This window comes from Pseudomonas sp. TE36184 (assembly GCF_054060055.1).
In genome coordinates, this window is the sequence record NZ_JBSSCU010000001.1 from 5,166,592 (window position 1) to 5,185,266 (window position 18,675).

Genomic DNA, 18,675 nt, shown 5'->3' on the forward strand with positions numbered 1-18,675 from the left:
CTTGGAATCCTGTGGGCGGGACATAATAAGAGAGCGGCGTCTAGAGGCCAAATCGCAAATCGCCCGACGAATGTTTCACAATATGCCGGGTATGGTTGCCGAACTAACTAAGTGCTGCCTTTGCGGTCTAGAATTCGCCTACTTCTTTCCGAGGAAATCACTTCGTGAAACTGCTCCTTGCCTCGCTCGCCCTGGCGGCCTTGCCCGTCATGGCCGCCGAACCGACCGTTTACGGCCGCTACGAATACATCCAACTGCCGGAGATCGGCGAAACCTTCAAGGCCAAGATGGACACCGGCGCGCTGACCGCCTCGCTGTCGGCCCGTGACATCGAGACCTTCACCCGTGACGGCGACGATTGGGTGCGCTTCCGCGTCGGCGGCAAGGACGCCGGCAACAAAGTCTACGAACACAAGGTGGCGCGCATCAGCAAGATCAAGAGCCGCGCCGACGAAGACGAGGACAAGGAAGAAGCCACCGTGGCCACGCGCCCGGTGATCGACCTGGAAATGTGCCTGGGCAACGTCAAGCGCACCGTCGAGGTCAACCTCACCGACCGCAGCAGCTTCAACTACCCGCTGCTGATCGGCGCCAAGGCCCTGCGTGAGTTCGGCGCCGCGGTGAACCCGGCGCGTCGCTACACCGCCGACAAGCCGGACTGCTGACGGACCGCCATGCCGCACATCCTGATTGTCGAAGACGAAGCGGCGATAGCCGACACACTGGTTTTCGCCCTGCAAGGCGAGGGCTTTACCACCACCTGGCTGAGCCTCGGCCAGGAAGCGCTGGCCCACCAGCGCCAGACCCCGGCCGACCTGATCATCCTCGACATCGGCCTGCCCGACATCAGCGGCTTTGAAACCTGCAAGCAACTGCGGCGTTTCAGCGAAGTGCCGGTGATGTTTCTCAGTGCCCGCGATAGCGAGATCGACCGCGTGGTCGGGCTGGAGATCGGCGCCGACGATTATGTGGTCAAGCCGTTCAGCCCACGGGAAGTGGCGGCGCGGGTCAGGGCGATCCTCAAGCGCGTCGGCCCTGGCGTCGCTCCGGCGTTGTTCCAGGTCGACCTGGAGCGTATGCAGATCACCTACCGTGGCCTGGCACTGAGCCTGACCCGCCATGAGTTCCGCTTGCTGCAAAGCCTGCTGGAACAACCCGAGCGTGTGTTCAGCCGCGAACAACTGCTGGACGCGGTCGGCGTGCCGGCCGATGCCGGCTATGAGCGCAATATCGACAGCCATATCAAAAGCCTGCGCAGCAAATTACGCAGCGTGGCGGCGCAGGCCGAACCGATCCAGACCCATCGCGGCCTCGGCTACAGCTACAGCCCGAGCCACAGCTGATGCGCCTGGGGCTGCGGTTTTTCCTGGTCTACGCGCTGTTTATCGGCTTCACCGGTTACTTCGTGCTAAACACCGTGATGAAGGAAATCCGCCCCGGCGTGCGCCAGTCCACCGAAGAAACCCTGGTGGACACCGCCAACCTGCTGGCGGAAATCCTGCGCAACGACGTCAAGAACGGCACCCTCGCCCAAAGCCACTGGCCGGAGCTGCTCAAGGCCTACGGCACCCGTCAGCCGGGCGCGACCATCTGGGGCCTGCCGAAAAACCAGGTCAACCACCGCATCTACGTGACCGACGCCAACGGCATGGTGTTGCTCGACTCCAGCGGCGAAGCCGTGGGCCAGGACTACTCCAAATGGAACGACGTGTACCTGACCCTGCGCGGCGAGTACGGCGCGCGTTCCACCCGCAGCGCGCCGGATGATCCGGCCTCGTCGGTGATGCACGTGGGCGCGCCGATTCGCGACAACGGGCAGATCATCGGCGTGGTCACGGTGGCCAAGCCGAACAGTTCGCTGCAGCCTTATGTCGATCGCACCGAGCACCGGTTGCTGTGGTACGGCGCCGGCTTGGTGATCCTCGGCCTGCTGCTCGGCGCGCTGTTGTCGTGGTGGTTGAGCGTGGCACTGCGCCGGCTTACCGCGTATGCCGAGGCGGTCAGCGAGGGGCGGCGCGCCGAATTGCCGCATTACCGTGGCGGCGAGCTGAAGCAGTTGTCCACCGCTGTGGAGCACATGCGGACACAGCTGGAGGGCAAGGCTTATGTGGAGCATTACGTCCACACCCTGACCCACGAATTGAAGAGCCCGCTGGCGGCGATTCGCGGCGCGGCCGAGCTGTTGCAGGGCGACATGAGCCGCGAGCAGCAACAGCGCTTTGTCGGCAATATCGACAGCGAAAGTACCCGCCTGCAGCAGTTGATCGAGCGCTTGCTGAACCTGGCCCAGGTCGAGCAACGCCAGGGCCTGGAGGCGCAAGCCAGCCTGCCGCTGGCCGCGCTGGTGGACGATGTGCTCAAGGCCCAATGCGCGCGCATCGAAGGTGCCGGCTTGCGCATCGAACAAACGATCGGCGCTGAGGTGAAGGTCTTCGGCGAACCGTTCCTGCTGCGCCAGGCCCTGGGCAACCTGCTCGACAACGCCCTGGACTTCACGCCGGCGGGCGGGGTGTTGCGGTTCAGCGCACAGACCCGGCACAACGCTGTGCAGGTCAGCCTGTTCAACCAGGCCGCGCCGATTCCCGACTACGCCTTGCCGCGCCTGAGCGAGCGTTTCTACTCGCTGCCGCGTCCGGCCAGCGGGCGCAAAAGCACCGGCCTGGGCCTCAACTTTGTCGAGGAAGTGATGAAGCTGCATGGCGGCACGTTGCAGATCGGCAACGTACACGGTGGCGTGCAAGTGGTGCTGCATCTCCACACAGTCTCCACACTGCCCACATAAATTTCCCACATGCGCGGCTCACGCTTTCCCCATCAAAACAGGGAGAGCCCCATGAACCGCAGCCTGCTTTTCAAACTTGGCGCGATTGCGCTATTGATCCTGCTATTGCTGATTCCATTGCTGATGATCAACGGCCTCATCGCCGACCGCCAATACACTCGCGACAGTGTCCTGATGGATATCGCCCGTAGCTCCAGCTACAGCCAGCGCCTCACCGGCCCGGTGATGGTGGTGCCGTACCGCAAGACTGTCCGCGAGTGGAAGCTCAATGAAAAACTCAACAAGCGCTACGAGGAAACCCGTGAAGTGCGCGGTCGTCTGTATTTCCTGCCGGAGCGTTTTGAGCTCGACGGGCGGGTGCAGACCGAACTGCGCGCGCGTGGCATCTACCAGGCCCGGCTGTTCCACGCCGACAACCGCATCAGCGGACGCTTCGTCTTGCCGGAGCAATGGGGCATCAAGGAAAATTTCACCGATTACCGCTTTGAGCCGGCGTTTCTGGCGGTGGGTATCAGCGATATTCGCGGTATCGAAAACGCACTGAAGCTGGAGCTGGGCAGCCAGCGCCTGGAGTTTGCGCCAGGCACCCACGTCGAGTGGCTGGGCGAGGGGGTGCATGTGGCGCTGCCGGAGCTGGACAGCAAAACCCCGGCCGCGCTGGACTTCGCCTTCGACCTGCGCCTGCAAGGCACCGAGCAACTGCAAGTGGTACCGGTGGGCAAGACCAGCCAGGTCACACTGGCCTCCAACTGGCCGCACCCGAGCTTCATCGGCAACTTCCTGCCGGCGCAACGGGAAGTCACCGACAAGGGCTTCAGCGCCAACTGGCAGACCTCATTCTTCTCCACCAACCTCGAAGAAGCCCTGCGCGGCTGCCTGGACGAACGCGGCTGTGACGACTTCAACAACCGCAGCTTCGGGGTGAACTTCATCGACCCGGTGGACCAGTACCTCAAGAGCGACCGCGCGATCAAATATGCGCTGCTGTTCATCGCCCTGACCTTTGCCGGTTTCTTCCTGTTCGAAGTGCTCAAGGGCTTGGCGGTGCATCCGATCCAGTACGCCCTGGTGGGGTTCGCCCTGGCGTTTTTCTACCTGTTGTTGCTGTCGTTGTCCGAGCACCTGGGCTTTGCCTTGGCGTACCTGATTTCGGCGAGTGCCTGTGTGTTGTTGATTGGTTTCTACGTGTGCCATGTGCTGCGCAGCGTCGCCCACGGCCTGGGGTTTTCGGCCGGGCTGGCGGCGTTGTATGGCTTGTTGTACGGGCTATTGAGTGCCGAGGACTACGCGCTGCTGATGGGCTCGCTGTTGCTGTTCGGCCTGCTGGGGACGGTGATGGTGCTGACACGCAAACTGGATTGGTACGGCGTGGGCAAACGCAAGGTGGCCGAGCCCTTGGCATTCGATCTGGAGGCGGTGCAATGATCGGGTTGCGTGAGGACCAGCGGGAGCGAGCGCAGTTGGTGGCGAGGATTGTGGCGTTGTTTCCTGCGCCACCTATGCGCAGGGTCAAACCGGCGGCTGTGTCTCAAGCATCGAAGGGCGCTGGCTGACTTCGGCGTACCAGGCGGCGAGCTGGGGGTTGGCGTCGCGCCAGTGCAGGTCCGGGTGGCGGAAATCCAGGTAACCCAAGGCGCAGGCCACGCTGATCGCGGCGATATCGAAGTGGCTGGCCAGTTCGGCAATTGCATCCGCTTCCAGCTCCGCCAGGGTGCGCCGGATCTTGTTGCGCTGTTCGTCGAGCCACGGCGCCCAGTGTTTTTCCGGCGGGCGCAGGGCGCTCTCGTAACGCACCAGCACGGCGGCATCCATGATGGCGTCGGCCATCGAGGCCAGGGTCAGGCGACGCCAGCGGGCCGAGCCGTCACGCGGGATCAGCGGGTTGCCGACGTGCTGGTGGTCGAGGTAATCGAGGATCACCCGGCTGTCGTGCAACACCGTGCCATCGGCCAGGCGCAGGGCCGGGATCTTGCCCACCGGGTTCTCGTTGACCAGTTGCACATCCGGGTTGACCGGTGTCGGCATGCAAAGCTGCAGGGCCACACGGTTCTGCTGGCCGGTTTCGGCCAGCAGCACGCGGACTTTGCGCACGAACGGCGAAGCGGGGTTGTGGAACAAGGTCATGCTGGGAGCGGACATAGGCATTCCTCTGGATGGGATGGGCAGTCGCTAGCCTAGTGGGTTGCGCGGTGGCTGGCGAGGGGGGGCTGTGGTTCTTGAGGGCCTCATCGGGGGCAAGCCCCCTCCCACAGGGGAATGCATTCCAATGTGGGAGGGGGCTTGCCCCCGATAGCGTCCTCAGCCACGCCGCCTGAACAACGCCCAAGTCCCAATGACCGCAGGAATACCCAACCCGACCCAACTCAGCGCATCCCACAGCCCATCCCCCTGGATGGGATGGGCAGTCGCTAGCCTAGTGGGTTGCGCGGTGGCTGGCGAGGGGGATTCCTGTGGTTCTTGAGGGCCTCATCGGGGGCAAGCCCCCTCCCACAGGGGAATGCATTCCAATGTGGGAGGGGGCTTGCCCCCGATAGCGTCCTCAGCCACGCCGCCTGAACAACGCCCAAGTCCCAATGACCGCAGGAATACCCAACCCGACCCAACTCAGCGCATCCCACAGCCAATCCCTCTGGATGGGATGGGCAGTCGCTAGCCTAGTGGGTTGCGCGGTGGCTGGCGAGGGGGGGGCTGTGGTTCTTGAGGGCCTCATCGGGGGCAAGCCCTCTCCCACAGGGGAATGCATTCCAAATGTGGGAGGGGGCTTGCCCCCGATAGCGTCCTCAACCACGCCGCCTGAACAACGCCCAAGTCCCAATGACCGCAGGAATACCCAACCCGACCCAACTCAGCGCATCCCACAGCCAATCCCTCTGGATGGGATGGGCAGTCGCTAGCCTAGTGGGTTGCGCGGTGGCTGGCGAGGGGGATTCTTGTGGTTCTTGAGGGCCTCATCGGGGGCAAGCCCCCTCCCACAGGGGAATGCATTCCAAATGTGCGAGGGGGCTTGCCCCCGATGGCGTCCTCAGCCACGCCGCCTGAACAACGCCCAAGTCCCAATGACCGCAGGAATACCCAACCCGACCCAACTCAGCGCATCCCACAGCCAATCCCTCTGGATGGGATGGGCAGTCGCTAGCCTAGTGGGTTGCGCGGTGGCTGGCGAGGGGGGGCTGTGGTTCTTGAGGGCCTCATCGGGGGCAAGCTCCCTCCCACAGGGGAATGCATTCCAAATGTGCGAGGGGGCTTGCCCCCGATAGCGTCCTCAACCACGCCGCCTGAACAACGCCCAAGTCCCAATGACCGCAGGAATACCCAACCCGACCCAACTCAGCGCATCCCACAGCCAATCCCTCTGGATGGGATGGGCAGTCGCTAGCCTAGTGGGTTGCGCGGTGGCTGGCGAGGGGGGGCTGTGGTTCTTGAGGGCCTCATCGGGGGCAAGCTCCCTCCCACAGGGGAATGCATTCCAAATGTGCGAGGGGGCTTGCCCCCGATAGCGTCCTCAACCACGCCGCCTGAACAACGCCCAAGTCCCAATGACCGCAGGAATACCCAACCCGACCCAACTCAGCGCATCCCACAGCCAATCCCTCTGGATGGGATGGGCAGTCGCTAGCCTAGTGGGTTGCGCGGTGGCTGGCGAGGGGGATTCCTGTGGTTCTTGAGGGCCTCATCGGGGGCAAGCTCCCTCCCACAGGGGAATGCATTCCAAATGTGGGAGGGGGCTTGCCCCCGATGGCGTCCTCAGCCACGCCGCCTGAACAACGCCCAAGTCCCAATGACCGCAGGAATACCCAACCCGACCCAACTCAGCGCATCCCACAGCCCATCCCCCAGCAACGCGGCAAACAAACCGACGGCGCTGAGCAGGCCGATCCCCAGCGGAATGCCGAACACTTTCCAGAAACTCGATTGACGCGGCCTCATGCCTTGCCCGCCTTGCGCCGCACCCACCACAGGTACACACCGCTGCCGAGCACGACGATGGTCAGCCCATCCAGCAGCGCCCAGAGGATTTTCATCGGCATGCCGCCGTAGTCGCCGAAGTGCAGCGGCTGCGACATGCCCATGGCGTCCATGTACCACGGCCGCTCGGCGATCGCGGTGACGGCCAGGCTGCTGGCGTCGATCAGCACCGGCGTGAGCAGGTGCGAGGTCAGGTGGGTGCTGCCCTTCATGAACACCGCGTAATGGTGCTCACTGGAAAAGCGCGTGCCGGGGAAGGCGATGAAGTTCGGCTGCATGCCGGGTGCGGCTGCGGCGGCGATCTTGAGCAGATCGTTGGCCGGTGCGCGCAGGGTCAGCGGCGGGGCGTGCTGGTACGGTTCGATCATTGCGCTGAGGCTGTCGTTGCGCCAGGCGGCGATGATCAGGTCGGCGCAGGCGCTGATCACGCCGGTCACGCCGACCACCAGCGCCCAGGTCAGGGTGACCACGCCGATCAGGTTGTGCAGGTCGAGCCAACGCAGGCGGGTGGATTTGTCCTGGCGCACGGTGGCGAACGTCAAGCGGCGCATGAACGGCAGGTAAAGCAGCGTGCCCGAGACAATCGCCAGCACAAACAACAGGCCCATGAACGCCAGCAGCCACTTGCCCGGCAGGCCGGCGAACATATCCACATGCAGGCGCAGCAGGAACAGCGTCAAGCCGCCGTTGGCCGACGGCATCTCCACGGTTGCGCCGGTGCGCGCGTCGAGCATGAACGTGTGCGACGCATTGGGTTCGGTGCCAGCGGTGGCGGCCATGATCGCGATCACGCCGTGCGGGTCGTCTTCGTCCCACGCCAGGTATTGCATGACTTCGCCAGGGCGATGCGCCTGGGCTTTGGCCACCAGTTGCTCGAGGTTCAGCTGTGGTGTGTCGGCGGGCATCTGCTGCAACTCGGGTTCGTTGCCCAGCAGGTGATCGAGCTCGTGGTGGAAAATCAACGGCAGGCCGGTAAGGGCGAGCAACAGCAGGAACAAGGTGCAGATCAGGCTGGTCCAGGTGTGGATAAAAGACCAGCGGCGGATGGTTCGGCTTTTCATTTGTTGGCCTTCAGACACACCCAAGCCGCCCCTGGGGGCGGCCGGGAGGTCAACTCAGTCGTTTACCACTGGTAGGTGGCGCTGGCGACCACACTGCGCTGGTCGCCGAAGTAGCAGTAGGAACCGTCACAGGTGGAGAGGTAGTCCTTGTCGAACAGGTTGGTCGCGTTCAGTTTCAGCGAGGCGCCTTTGAGGCTGTTGTCCAGGCGGCCGAGGTCGTAATGCACGGCGGCGTCGAACACCGTGTAGGCGTTGGCCTTGCCCGTCCAGGTATTGCCCTGGTCGCCATAGGTATTGCCGGTGTAGCGGGCCCCGGCGCCAATGCCGAAACCGTCGAGCATGCCGCTGTGCCAGGTGTAGTCCGTCCACAGGGAGGCTTGCTGGTTCGGCATCAGCTGCAGGCGGTTGCCCTTGTATTGGCCTTTTTGCACTTCGGACTTGGCCAGGGTGTAGGCGGCTATCAGCTTGAGGTTTTCACTCACGTCAGACACGGCTTCGAGTTCCAGGCCCTTGACCTTCACTTCGCCGGTCTGGTCGGTCACCGATTCGCCCCCGGCGCCGAAGCTGGTGACCAGCACGTTTTTCTGGGTCAGGTCGTAAACCGCTGCGCTGAGCAATGTGTTGGAGCCGGGAGGCTGATACTTGACCCCCAGTTCCCATTGCTTGCCCTGCGTGGGCTTGTACGATTTGACCGGGTCGACGCTGGCATTGCTCGCCGGCTGGAAGGACTCGGCGTAGGACAGGTACGGCACGAAGCCCGAATCGAAGACATAGCTCAGCGCCGCGTTGCCACTGAAGTTCCGGCTGCGGTCGGTGTTGGTCGCGTCGTCCTTGTTGAAGTACGTGGTGCCCTGATGCACCCAGTCTTCACGCCCGCCGAGGGTCAGGCGCCATTTGTCGAAGGCCATCTGGTCTTGCACGTAGAGGCCGGTCTGTATGGTTTTCTGGTTGTAGTCGTAGTACGCGTCGGAGCGCGGCGGGCGGACGATCGTCTGGCCGTAGGTCGGGTTGAAGATATTGGTCGTCCCGGCGCTGCCGAAAATCGACAGATACGAAGTGTCGGTGCGTTGATGATCGAGCCCCAGCAACAGCGTGTGCGTGATGTCAGCCGTGTTGAAGTCAGCCTGGAAATGGTTGTCGACTGCGAATTGGCCGATGTTTTCGTCAACGTTGGTCGACGAACGACCGATGTTGCCCGCAGCGTCGGCAGGGCCGTAGATCAGTGAGCCCACGGTCAGTTGCTGGAACGCCAGCTCCGACTTGGTGTAGCGCAGGTTCTGGCGGAACTGCCATGTATCGTTGAAGCGATGCTCGAACGCATAGCCCAGCGCGTAGTAGGTGCGGTCGTAGAACTCGTAGTCCGGATCGCCGAGGTTCTTGTGGTGGGAGACCTCGCCCAGCGGCGATTTGATCTTGGTGCCCTGGATCGGCAGGAACTGGCTGGTGGTGCCGGTATCGTCGCGGGTGAACTGCGAGAGCAGGGTCAGCTTGGTGTCGGTGTCGATGTTCCAGACCAGGCTGGGGGCGATGTTGTAGCGCTTGTTGTCGATGTGGTCGACCTGGGTGCCAGCATCCCGGACCACGCCGCTGACGCCGTAAAGGAACTGGCCTTCATCATCGATCTTGCCGGTGCTGGCGAAATTGATCTGGCGATAGTTGTCACTGCCGTATTGCACTTGAATGGCATGGCTCGACTCCGCGCTGGGGCGCCGGCTGACCATGTCCAGCAGGCCGCCCGGCGGGGTCTGGCCATAGACCGAGGAGGCCGGGCCACGCAGCAGGGCGAGGCGATCCAGGTTCCAGGTTTCGGCCTTGGGGTTGGCGTACACGCCGCGTGGCAACGGCAGGCCGTCGAGGAATTGGGTCGGTTCGAAGCCGCGAACGCGCATCCAGTCGTAGCGGGTGTCGCTGCCGTAGCTGGCGGACACAATGCCGGGCATGTATTTGACGGCGTCATCCAGGTTCTGGACGTTGCGGTCCTGCATCTGCTCGCGGGTGGCGACGGAGATCGAGCGCGGTGCTTCGACCAGCGCGGTATCGGTCTTGGTGCCGGCGGCGGTACGCGTCGCCAGGTAGCCCTGCACCGGGCCCCAGGCGCTTTCAGTGTTGCCCTGGGCAACGATGCTGGTTTGCGGCAACGCCACGACCCCGTCCGCAATCGCCACCAGCGTGTAAGTCCCCGCGCTGCTCTGCTCCACCTGCAAGCCGCTGCCGCGCAGTGCCTCGCGCAGTGCGCCCGGGGCGTCGAACTGGCCCTGGACCGGCGCCGAGGTTTTGCCCGCGGCCAGTGCCGGGCTGAGGGTCAGTGCGAGGCCGGCCTGGCTGGCGATCTGGTTCAGGGTGGCGGCCAATGGCGCGGCGGGCAGGTTGTACGCGCGCACGCTGGACGCTTGCTCGGCGGCGATCAGCACGCTGCTGGTCAGCGGGGTGCTGAGGGCAATGGCCACGGCTAACAGGCTGGGGCGCAACAAGGTGTCTAGCGTGCGGGACATGGGGCGGCTCCTGAATGGAAGTAATTCGCAATTACCCATGTGCCGAGCGAGATTCGAAAAGTGATAGGGCGGGGTGAAAATAATTGTGGTCTGGGGATATTTGGTGTTCTGGAGGGCGTCATCGCGAGCAAGCTCGCTCCCACATTCGACCGCGTTCAGCCTGATACAACGCGGTCGAAGGTGGGAGCGGGCTTGCTCGCGATAGCAATATCCCCGACACCGCCGGACCTAGGGCCTACCCTTCACCGTCACCCACCACGGCGTGCGCTGTTCGATCCGCACCGGCAGCGTCGGCAGCAGTGCGTTGAGCGCCAGGGTGGTGTCGTGCAGCGGGAAGCTGCCGGTGATGCGCAGGTCGGCCACGGCGTTATCCACACCCAGGTAGCCGCGGCGATAACGGCTCAGTTCCTCGACCACATCGCCCAGGCGGGCGTTGTCCACCACCAGCATGCCGCGGGTCCAGGCGTCGGTGGCGGGGGTGACGGCGAGCAGCGGGCCGAGGCTGTCGCTGCGCATCAGCACTTGCTGGCCGGCCTTGAAGATCTGTTCCTGATGCAGCGCCTCGGGTTGTGCGGCCACCGCCGATTGCAGCACGCTCAGGCGCGTGGCGGCGTCCTCGCGCTTGACGATAAACCGCGTGCCCAGTGCGCGCAGGCTGCCGTCGCGGGTCTGCACATAGAACGGGCGCGCATCGTTGTGGCCGGTTTCGACGAGGATTTCGCCTTCCTGCAACACGATCAGCCGGCGTTTTTCATCGAAGCGCACATCGATGGCGCTGTGGGTGTTGAGGTTGATCTGCGTGCCGTCCGCCAGTGTCAGCGTGCGTTGTTCGCCGGTGGCGGTGCGTTGATCGGCCAGCCAATAGTGGAGCGGTACATAACGTTCCCCGGCAAACAAGGCCAGGCCGCAGACCAGTGCGATACTCGCCAGGCCGCTGCCGAGTTTGCGCACGCGCTGGCGAATGCCCTCGCGTGACTGCAACAACGCCGCCCGCGCCGGGCCCGAGGCCACGCTGAAGCGCTGGTCGAGCAGGCCCAGTTGGCGCCAGGCGCGGGCATGTTCTGCATCGCTGGCCAGCCATTTGGCGAACTCCTCCTGTTCCACGGCGCTGCCGTCCCCTGAGTCGAGGGACAGCTGCCAGGCAATCGCCGCATCCAGTACCCGGGCCGACACCGGTTTGCAACTGATCGCACTCACAGCGGCTCGCCATACAACGCGATGTAGCATTGACGGATGCCCTGGGCCAGGTACTGGCGCACGCGCGGCACCGACACGCCGAGGCGCCGGGCGATGTCGGCGTGGCCCAGGCCGTCGATGCGGTTGTAGAGGAACGCGGCGCGGGCCTTGCTCGACAGCGTGCCGAGCAGGCGGTCGATGGCCTTGAGGTCTTCGAGGATCAGTTGCTGGTCCTCCGGCGACGGCTGTTCGCTTTGCGGGATCAGCATCAATTCGCTGAGGTAGGCCTGTTCCAGGGCGGCGCGGCGGAAGTAGTCGAACAGCAAGCCTTTGGCGATCGCCACCAGGAAGGCGCGGGGCTCGCGGGGTTCGCGCAACCCGTCGCGGCCGAGCAGGCGCATGAAGGTGTCCTGGCTCAGGTCTTCGGCGCGGCTCGGGCAGGCCACATTGCGCCGCAGCCAGGCCAGCAGCCAGCCGCGATGGTCGCGATACAACGCACCGACAAGCTCACTGTGTGGGGTCTGGACCGACGACAAGGCATCACCGAATAAACAAGTTTAAACTAACGAGAATTATTCGCGATTGTGTCAGAGGCGTGCAGCGGGCGCAATTGGCGTCTGTCCGGCGGTGCTATTAAAACGATGGCGCCTGCTTGCGCCGTTTCCATTGGCTCAAACGTGCTTGCAGGGCGCGCGGTGTGTCGATGTGCTGCTGGCGCGCGCGGCTGAGCAGGATCAGCATCAGCTCCGCAGTGGCCAGGGCGTCGGCGCTGGCGTGATGGCGTTCGCCCACCTGCAGGTGGAAGTGGTCGATCCAGTCGTCCAGCCCGGCTTCGCGCAGCAGCGCCTCGGGGTACAGCAGCGGGGCGATGTCGGCCACGTCGAGGAAGGTATGGGCCAGGCGATAACCCAGGCTGTCCTTGAGCGCCCGGGCCAGCATGTGTTGATCGAACCGCGCATGGAAGGCCAGCAACGGGCTGTCGCCGACGAACTCCATGAAATCCAGCAACGCGTCCACCGGGTCACTGCCGGCGGCGATCGCGCTGGGGCCGAGACCGTGGATCAACACGCTGGGGCTGAGTTTTGTTTCGGCGCGTTGCAGGGTGCGCTCGAACATCTGGGAAAAATCCACCGCGCCGTCCTCGATCACCACCGCACCGATGGACAACACCTGATCGCGGTTGAGGTTCAGGCCGCTGGTTTCCAGGTCCAGCACCACCCAGCGCTGGCTGCGCAATGCCGCGTCGCCCAGCGCGACCGGCTGGGGTAACTGCGCCAGGCGCTGCTGTTGTGTTGCGTCGAGATGGGGTTTGGCCGTGCGCAACCAACCAAATAAGTTCACAGCTGATACCGCACGGTCAGGCTGCTTTGCAGGCGCTGGGCCTGGCGCAGGGATTCGCGCAGGATGCGCCGGTCCAGATGGTTGAGGCTGTCGGGGTCGACGCGGTTGGAATACGGCTGGTTTTCCCGCATCTGCAATTGGTGCTGCTGCATGCGGGTTTGCTGGATAAAGTGGTACGCCTCTTCATAGGCGGCGCCATCCAGCGGCTCGATCACTTCCTTGACCACCAACTGGCGCAGGCGCTCCAGGGTGTTGATGGCGTGGACGTCGTTGGCCAGGGCCAGCAGGCGCGCGCCGTCGACAAAGGGCGTCAGGCCTTGCACCTTGAGGTCGAGGGTGGCTTTTTCGCCGCCTTTGCGCGTCAGCACGAAATCGCGGAAGCGCCCCACCGGCGGGCGCTGGCGCAAGGCGTTCTCCGCCAGCATGCGCTGGAACAGGCGGTTATCCGCGACCTGGTCGAGAATGCCCTGGCGCAGTTGTTCACAGCCCTGTTCATCGCCCCACACCACCCGCAGGTCGAAATAGATGGTCGACCCCAGCAGGTTCTCCGGCGTGGCTTCGCGGATGAACGCCGCAAACCGTCGCGCCCATTCGGCCCGCGACAGGCACAGCTCGGGGTTGCCGGCCATGATGTTGCCTTTGCACAAGGTGAAGCCGCACTGCGCCAGGCTCTGGTTGATCTGCTGCGCGAGGGGCAGCAGGCGCGCGCGGATCTCAGCCGCTTCGGCGGCGTCCTTGGCGTCGAACAGGATGCCGTTGTCCTGGTCGGTGTAGAGCGTCTGCTCGCGCCGGCCTTCGCTGCCGAAACACAGCCAGGTGAACGGCACGCCGGGGTCGCCTTTGTCGGCGAGGGTCAGCTCGATGACCCGGCACACGGTGTGATCGTTGAGCAGGGTAATAATGTGGGTGATCTGGGTCGACGACGCGCCGTGGGCCAGCATGCGCTCCACCAACTGGCCGATCTCGCCGCGTATCGCCACCAGGTTTTCCACCTTGGGCGCGTTGCGGATGGTACGGGCCAGGTGGACCAGGTCCACGCGTTGCAGGGAAAACAGGTCGCGCTCGGACACCACGCCGCACAGACGCTGGTCTTTGACCAGGCACACGTGGGCGATATGCCGCTCGGTCATCGCGATGGCGGCGTCGAAGGCGCTGTGGTCCGGGGTGAGGAAGAACGGCGCATGGGTCATGTGTGCGTCGATCGGCAGGGTGAAATCGCTGGTGCCGTCGGCCACCACCTGGCGCAGATCGCGCAGGGTGAAGATCCCCAGGGGCGCCTTGTGCTCATCCACGATCACAATGCTGCCGACCTGTTGCTCGTGCATCAGCGTCACCGCTTCGCGCAACGGTGTAGCCGGGCTGCACGTCACCGGGTGGCGCATGGCCAACTCACCGAGGCGGGTGTTCAAGGAATATTGGGTGCCGAGGGTTTCCACGGCTTTTTGCTGCACTTGCTGGTTGACCTGATCGAGCAGGCTGCTGACGCCGCGCAAGGCGAAATCGCGGAACTCGCTGGACAGCGCGAACAGCTTGATAAACGCCGGCTTGTTCAGTTGCAGGCAGAAGGTGTCTTCGGCGGCCTTGTGCTCGGTGCGCGTCGCACGTTCGCCCAGCAGTGCCGCAAGGGGGAAGCACTCGCCGGTGGCAATCTCAAAGGTGGGTTCGGCCGAATCCGGCCGTTCGCCGATGACCCGGCCCTGCTTGACGATGTAAAAGTGCTCCACCGGCCCGGCCGACGGCTTGAGGATGCTTTCGCCGGGGCCATAAAAGCGCAATTGGCACTGCTCTACCAGGAACGCGAGGTGCGCGTTTTCCATTTGGTTGAACGGCGGGAAGCGTTGCAGGAACTGCAAGGTGCCGTGGATGTTCTGCAACACCGCAGTTTTTCCCGCCTGGGCGAATGCATCAGCTTTACTCATAACTATGACCGCGATGTTTTTGTCGTTATCGTCCTGCATGGTCGACTCCTGCACGGCGGGTGCCCATTGGACGTAAGTCTAGGTCGATGAAAACGGCGCATAACTAGGGAAAAACCTTACATGACGATCGTCCAAACCCCGTAGAACGCCCACTAGGCAAACTTTCCGACGAAGTGCACATTGTTCGCCCTTCCGCAGATGTCTGACGAGTGTGCTGGGAGATTGATGAGAGCTAGCTGAGAACCGTATGTCCGACCACGATATTTTGAGTGATGCCGAGCGCGAAGCGCTGAGCGCTGTGATGCTGAAGCCTGATTTACCGCCACAACGCGTGTTGATCGTCGACGACGACAAGGATGCGCGCGAACTGCTGGCGGAAATCCTGGGCCTGGACGGGATTCGCTGCATGACCGCCGAGAGTGGTGAGGCAGCCTTGAAACTCTTGAAGTCGAGCCGCTCCATTGGGTTGCTGATCACCGACCTGCGCATGGCGCCGAGCAACGGCCTCCAGTTGATTCGCGAAGTGCGCGAATCCGAGCGCGCGGCGCTGCCGATCATCGTCGTGTCCGGGAACGCCGGAGCGCTGGATGTGATCGATGCGATGCATTTGAGCGTGGTGGACTTTCTGCTCAAGCCGATTGATAGCGTGAAGTTGGCGAAGATGGTCAAGCGCGAGTTGGGGATGAGGTCCTGATTTTTGCGGTGTATGTAAAGGCCTCATCGGGGGCAAGCCCCCTCCCACAGTTGACCGCGTACATCCTGTGGGAGGGGGCTTGCCCCCGATGAGGCCATTCCGGACACCACAAGCCTCAAAGAAAAAGCCCTGATCGCAAGACCAGGGCTTTTTCATTTACAGGCCGTTTTTAGCCTTGAACTCCCGACGCCTGCGATGCAACACCGGCTCGGTATAACCATTAGGCTGTTTGGTGCCTTCAATCACCAACTCCACCGCCGCCTGGAACGCGATATTGCTATCGAAGTCCGGCGCCAGCGGGCGGTACAACGCATCCCCGGCATTCTGACGGTCTACCACCGGCGCCATGCGCTTGAGGCTTTCCATCACCTGATCCTGAGTGACCACGCCGTGGCGCAGCCAGTTGGCGATGTGCTGGCTGGAAATGCGCAGGGTGGCGCGGTCTTCCATCAGGCCGATGTCGTTGATGTCCGGCACTTTCGAGCAGCCGACGCCCTGGTCGATCCAGCGCACCACATAACCGAGGATGCCCTGGGCGTTGTTGTCCAGCTCGTTGCGGATTTCTTCGTCCGACCAGTTAGGGTTGTTCGCCAGCGGGATGGTCAGGATATCGTCCAGCGACGCGCGCTCGCGCTTGGCCAGTTCGGCCTGGCGCGCGAACACGTCGACCTTGTGGTAGTGCAACGCGTGCAACGCAGCCGCCGTCGGCGACGGCACCCAGGCGGTATTGGCGCCGGCCAGCGGGTGGGCGATTTTCTGTTCGAGCATCGCCGCCATCAGGTCGGGCATGGCCCACATGCCTTTACCGATCTGCGCACGGCCTTGCAGGCCGGTAGCGAGGCCGATATCCACGTTCCAGTTTTCGTAGGCGCCGATCCATTTTTCCGTCTTCATCGCGGCCTTGCGCACCATCGCGCCGGCTTCCATGGAGGTGTGGATTTCATCGCCGGTGCGGTCGAGGAAGCCGGTGTTGATAAACACCACGCGCTCGCTGGCGGCCTTGATGCAGGCCTTGAGGTTGACCGTGGTACGGCGCTCCTCGTCCATGATCCCGACCTTGAGGGTGTTGCGCGGCAGGTTCAGCACGTCTTCGATGCGGCCGAACAGCTCGTTGGTGAACGCCGCTTCTTCCGGGCCGTGCATTTTCGGTTTCACGATGTACACGGAACCGGTGCGGCTGTTCTTGCGGCTGCTGTTGCCGTTGAGGCTGTGGATCGCCGCCAGGCTGGTGAGCAGGCCGTCGAGAATGCCTTCCGGTACTTCGTTGCCGTTTTTGTCGAGGATCGCGTCGATGGTCATCAAGTGGCCAACGTTGCGCACGAACAGCAGCGAGCGACCGTGCAGTGTCACGTCCTGGCCATTCACGCCGGTGTAGACGCGGTCGGCGTTCATGGTGCGGGTGAAGGTCTTGCCACCCTTGGCCACTTCTTCGGCCAGGTCGCCTTTCATCAGGCCGAGCCAGTTGCGGTAGATCACCACTTTGTCGTCGGCATCGACGGCGGCGACGGAGTCTTCGCAGTCCATGATGGTGGTCAGCGCGGCTTCCATCAGCACGTCTTTGACGCCGGCCGCGTCGGTCTGGCCGACCGGGGTGCTGGCATCGATCTGGATTTCGAAATGCAGGCCGTTGTGTTTGAGCAGGATCGCAATCGGCTGGGCGCTGTCGCCCTGGAAACCGATCAACTGGGCATCGTCGCGCAGGCCGCTGTTGCTGCCGCCTTTGAGGCTGACCACGAGTTTGCCGTCAACGATCTTGTAGCCAGTGGAATCGACGTGGCTGCCGGCGCTGAGCGGCGCGGCTTCGTCGAGGAAGGCGCGGGCGAAGGCGATGACCTTGTCGCCGCGCACCTTGTTGTAGCCCTGGCCCTTTTCGGCGCCGTCGGCTTCGCTGATGGCGTCGGTGCCATACAGCGCGTCATACAGCGAGCCCCAGCGCGCATTGGAGGCGTTGAGGGCGAAACGGGCGTTCATCACCGGCACAACCAGCTGGGGGCCGGCCATGCGGGCGATTTCGTCATCGACGTTTTGGGTCGAGGCCTGGAAGTCTGCGGCTTCTGGCAGCAGGTATCCGATATCTTGCAGGAAGGCTTTGTAGGCCACCGGGTCATGCGCCTGGCCGGCGTGAGTCTGGTGCCAGGTGTCGATCCGCGCTTGGAAATCGTCGCGTTTGGCGAGTAGGGCTTTGTTCTTCGGTGCCAGGTCGTGGATGACCTTGTCGGCACCGGCCCAGAACTGGTCGGCAGTGATGCCGGTACCGGGAATGGCTTCGTTGTTCACGAAGTCGAACAGGACTTTGGCGACCTGCAGGCCACCGACTTGAACGTGTTCAGTCATTGCTTGCCTCACTCTGCGGAGCTTATGCGCTTTTCAGCTTTTCAATTTACCAATGAAGCCTCTGGCCATTTAAACCGCGGGCACGCTGCGCCGGTACATGCCTGTGAAGGCGGCTGGGCAGGCTGTGTCGCGGAGCATGGTTGCCGTGGCAGACATCGACCCAACGTTATGTAGTGCGCGATTGCGCATACTACATGATGACTTGCGCTTGTGAAAATTAGACTAAATACGTCGTTTAGCGACCCACTTTGGTCGTATGGTCACAGTGGGGTCTTGGATGTTCTCAAGAAACAGATGGATTGTTCCAGATAAATATAAAAATGGTACACGATTTGTTTTCGGGGGCATCTGCGTCCACCTTGTAGATTGAATTCCAGAGGGCTTCGCCATGGACCATCTTGTACTCACTATCATTGCCGCCGACAAACCCGGCCTGGTTGAACGCATTGCGCAGAACATCGCGGCCCACGGCGGCAACTGGCTGGAGAGCCGCATGGCGCACATGGCCGGGCAGTTTGCCGGGATTCTGAGGGTCAGCGTTCCCGCCGAGAACCGTCAGGCCCTGGTGAATGCGCTGGAGGACTTATCCACACACGGTATCCGCGTGCTGGTGGGCGAGAGCGGCGCCGGGCAGGCGGCGGCGTCCAAACCGATCACCATGACGCTGGTGGGCAACGACCGGCCGGGGATCGTGCGTGAGATCACCGCGCTGTTGAGCAAGCAGGGGGTGAACCTCGAACGCTTGAGCACCGACGTGCGCCCGGCGCCGATGAGCGGCGATCCGCTGTTCCACGCCGATGCATCACTGGCGGTGCCGTCTGGCTTGGCGCTGGACACCCTGCAAGCGGCCCTGGAAACCCTGGCCGACGACTTGATGGTGGAGTTGGAACTGCGCCGCGAGGAATAACCA

At 63.3% G+C, this 18,675-nt stretch carries 15 protein-coding genes; 6 read left to right on the forward strand and 9 right to left on the reverse strand.

The genetic code is table 11. The features are described from left to right. The first annotated feature begins 164 nt into the window (after positions 1-164). Genes rloA2 through creD form a run of 4 tightly spaced genes read left to right on the forward strand, consistent with a single transcriptional unit; the run spans position 165 to position 4,207 of the window. The gene (gene rloA2, locus ACVWZP_RS23225; RefSeq protein ID WP_046381822.1) at positions 165-665 is read left to right on the forward strand and encodes a retropepsin-like aspartic peptidase RloA2; all 501 of its coding nucleotides are present in this window, start codon (positions 165-167) and stop codon (positions 663-665) included. 9 nt (positions 666-674) lie between these two features. Beyond that, positions 675-1,343 (forward strand): two-component system response regulator CreB, encoded by a 669-nt coding sequence (gene creB / locus ACVWZP_RS23230; protein WP_057003915.1) that lies wholly within the window; start codon positions 675-677, stop codon positions 1,341-1,343. Further along, on the forward strand, positions 1,343-2,782 hold the full coding sequence (creC, locus tag ACVWZP_RS23235; protein WP_046381824.1) for a two-component system sensor histidine kinase CreC: 1,440 nt from the start codon (positions 1,343-1,345) through the stop codon (positions 2,780-2,782). The genes creB and creC overlap by 1 nt, the downstream gene beginning before the upstream one ends. 51 nt (positions 2,783-2,833) lie before the next feature. Then, positions 2,834-4,207, forward strand: a complete 1,374-nt coding sequence (creD, locus tag ACVWZP_RS23240) for a cell envelope integrity protein CreD (protein ID WP_457370183.1) — start codon at positions 2,834-2,836, stop codon at positions 4,205-4,207. A gap of 84 nt (positions 4,208-4,291) precedes the next feature. On the opposite strand, the gene ACVWZP_RS23245 is transcribed toward creD, so the two are convergent. From ACVWZP_RS23245 to ACVWZP_RS23280, 8 genes are all read right to left on the reverse strand, one after another. After that, positions 4,292-4,921: a glutathione S-transferase gene (locus tag ACVWZP_RS23245; RefSeq protein ID WP_017847862.1), complete on the reverse strand. Its 630-nt coding sequence runs from the start codon at positions 4,919-4,921 to the stop codon at positions 4,292-4,294. Between the two features lie 1,605 nt (positions 4,922-6,526). Beyond that, positions 6,527-6,709, reverse strand: a complete 183-nt coding sequence (locus ACVWZP_RS23250; protein ID WP_046489074.1) for a hypothetical protein — start codon at positions 6,707-6,709, stop codon at positions 6,527-6,529. After that, positions 6,706-7,809, reverse strand: coding sequence for a PepSY-associated TM helix domain-containing protein (locus tag ACVWZP_RS23255; protein WP_046381827.1), 1,104 nt, complete (start codon positions 7,807-7,809; stop codon positions 6,706-6,708). The genes ACVWZP_RS23250 and ACVWZP_RS23255 overlap by 4 nt, the downstream gene beginning before the upstream one ends. Positions 7,810-7,871: 62 nt before the next feature. Next, positions 7,872-10,301, reverse strand: a complete 2,430-nt coding sequence (locus ACVWZP_RS23260; RefSeq protein WP_372814042.1) for a TonB-dependent siderophore receptor — start codon at positions 10,299-10,301, stop codon at positions 7,872-7,874. 228 nt (positions 10,302-10,529) lie between these two features. Then, positions 10,530-11,498 carry a FecR domain-containing protein gene (locus tag ACVWZP_RS23265; protein WP_046381829.1) on the reverse strand — a complete coding sequence of 323 codons (969 nt, stop codon included), beginning with the start codon at positions 11,496-11,498 and terminating at the stop codon, positions 10,530-10,532. Next, positions 11,495-12,013, reverse strand: a complete 519-nt coding sequence (locus tag ACVWZP_RS23270; RefSeq protein WP_026140138.1) for an RNA polymerase sigma factor — start codon at positions 12,011-12,013, stop codon at positions 11,495-11,497. Before ACVWZP_RS23270 ends, ACVWZP_RS23265 begins: the two co-directional genes overlap by 4 nt. A gap of 97 nt (positions 12,014-12,110) precedes the next feature. Further along, complete coding sequence (locus tag ACVWZP_RS23275; RefSeq protein WP_017847856.1) at positions 12,111-12,818, reverse strand: 3'-5' exonuclease; 708 nt, start codon at positions 12,816-12,818, stop codon at positions 12,111-12,113. Then, the gene (locus tag ACVWZP_RS23280; RefSeq protein WP_032804651.1) at positions 12,815-14,737 is read right to left on the reverse strand and encodes a DUF294 nucleotidyltransferase-like domain-containing protein; all 1,923 of its coding nucleotides are present in this window, start codon (positions 14,735-14,737) and stop codon (positions 12,815-12,817) included. Before ACVWZP_RS23280 ends, ACVWZP_RS23275 begins: the two co-directional genes overlap by 4 nt. A 247-nt stretch (positions 14,738-14,984) precedes the next feature. Between ACVWZP_RS23280 and ACVWZP_RS23285 the strand changes: the two genes are divergently transcribed. After that, positions 14,985-15,431, forward strand: a complete 447-nt coding sequence (locus ACVWZP_RS23285) for a response regulator (RefSeq protein WP_046381830.1) — start codon at positions 14,985-14,987, stop codon at positions 15,429-15,431. Between the two features lie 156 nt (positions 15,432-15,587). Here the strand turns inward: ACVWZP_RS23285 and ACVWZP_RS23290 are convergent, their stop codons facing one another. Further along, the gene (locus ACVWZP_RS23290) at positions 15,588-17,765 is read right to left on the reverse strand and encodes a malate synthase G (RefSeq protein WP_046489083.1); all 2,178 of its coding nucleotides are present in this window, start codon (positions 17,763-17,765) and stop codon (positions 15,588-15,590) included. A gap of 388 nt (positions 17,766-18,153) precedes the next feature. Between ACVWZP_RS23290 and ACVWZP_RS23295 the strand changes: the two genes are divergently transcribed. Continuing rightward, positions 18,154-18,672, forward strand: a complete 519-nt coding sequence (locus tag ACVWZP_RS23295; protein ID WP_017847852.1) for a glycine cleavage system protein R — start codon at positions 18,154-18,156, stop codon at positions 18,670-18,672. Positions 18,673-18,675: the final 3 nt, after the last annotated feature.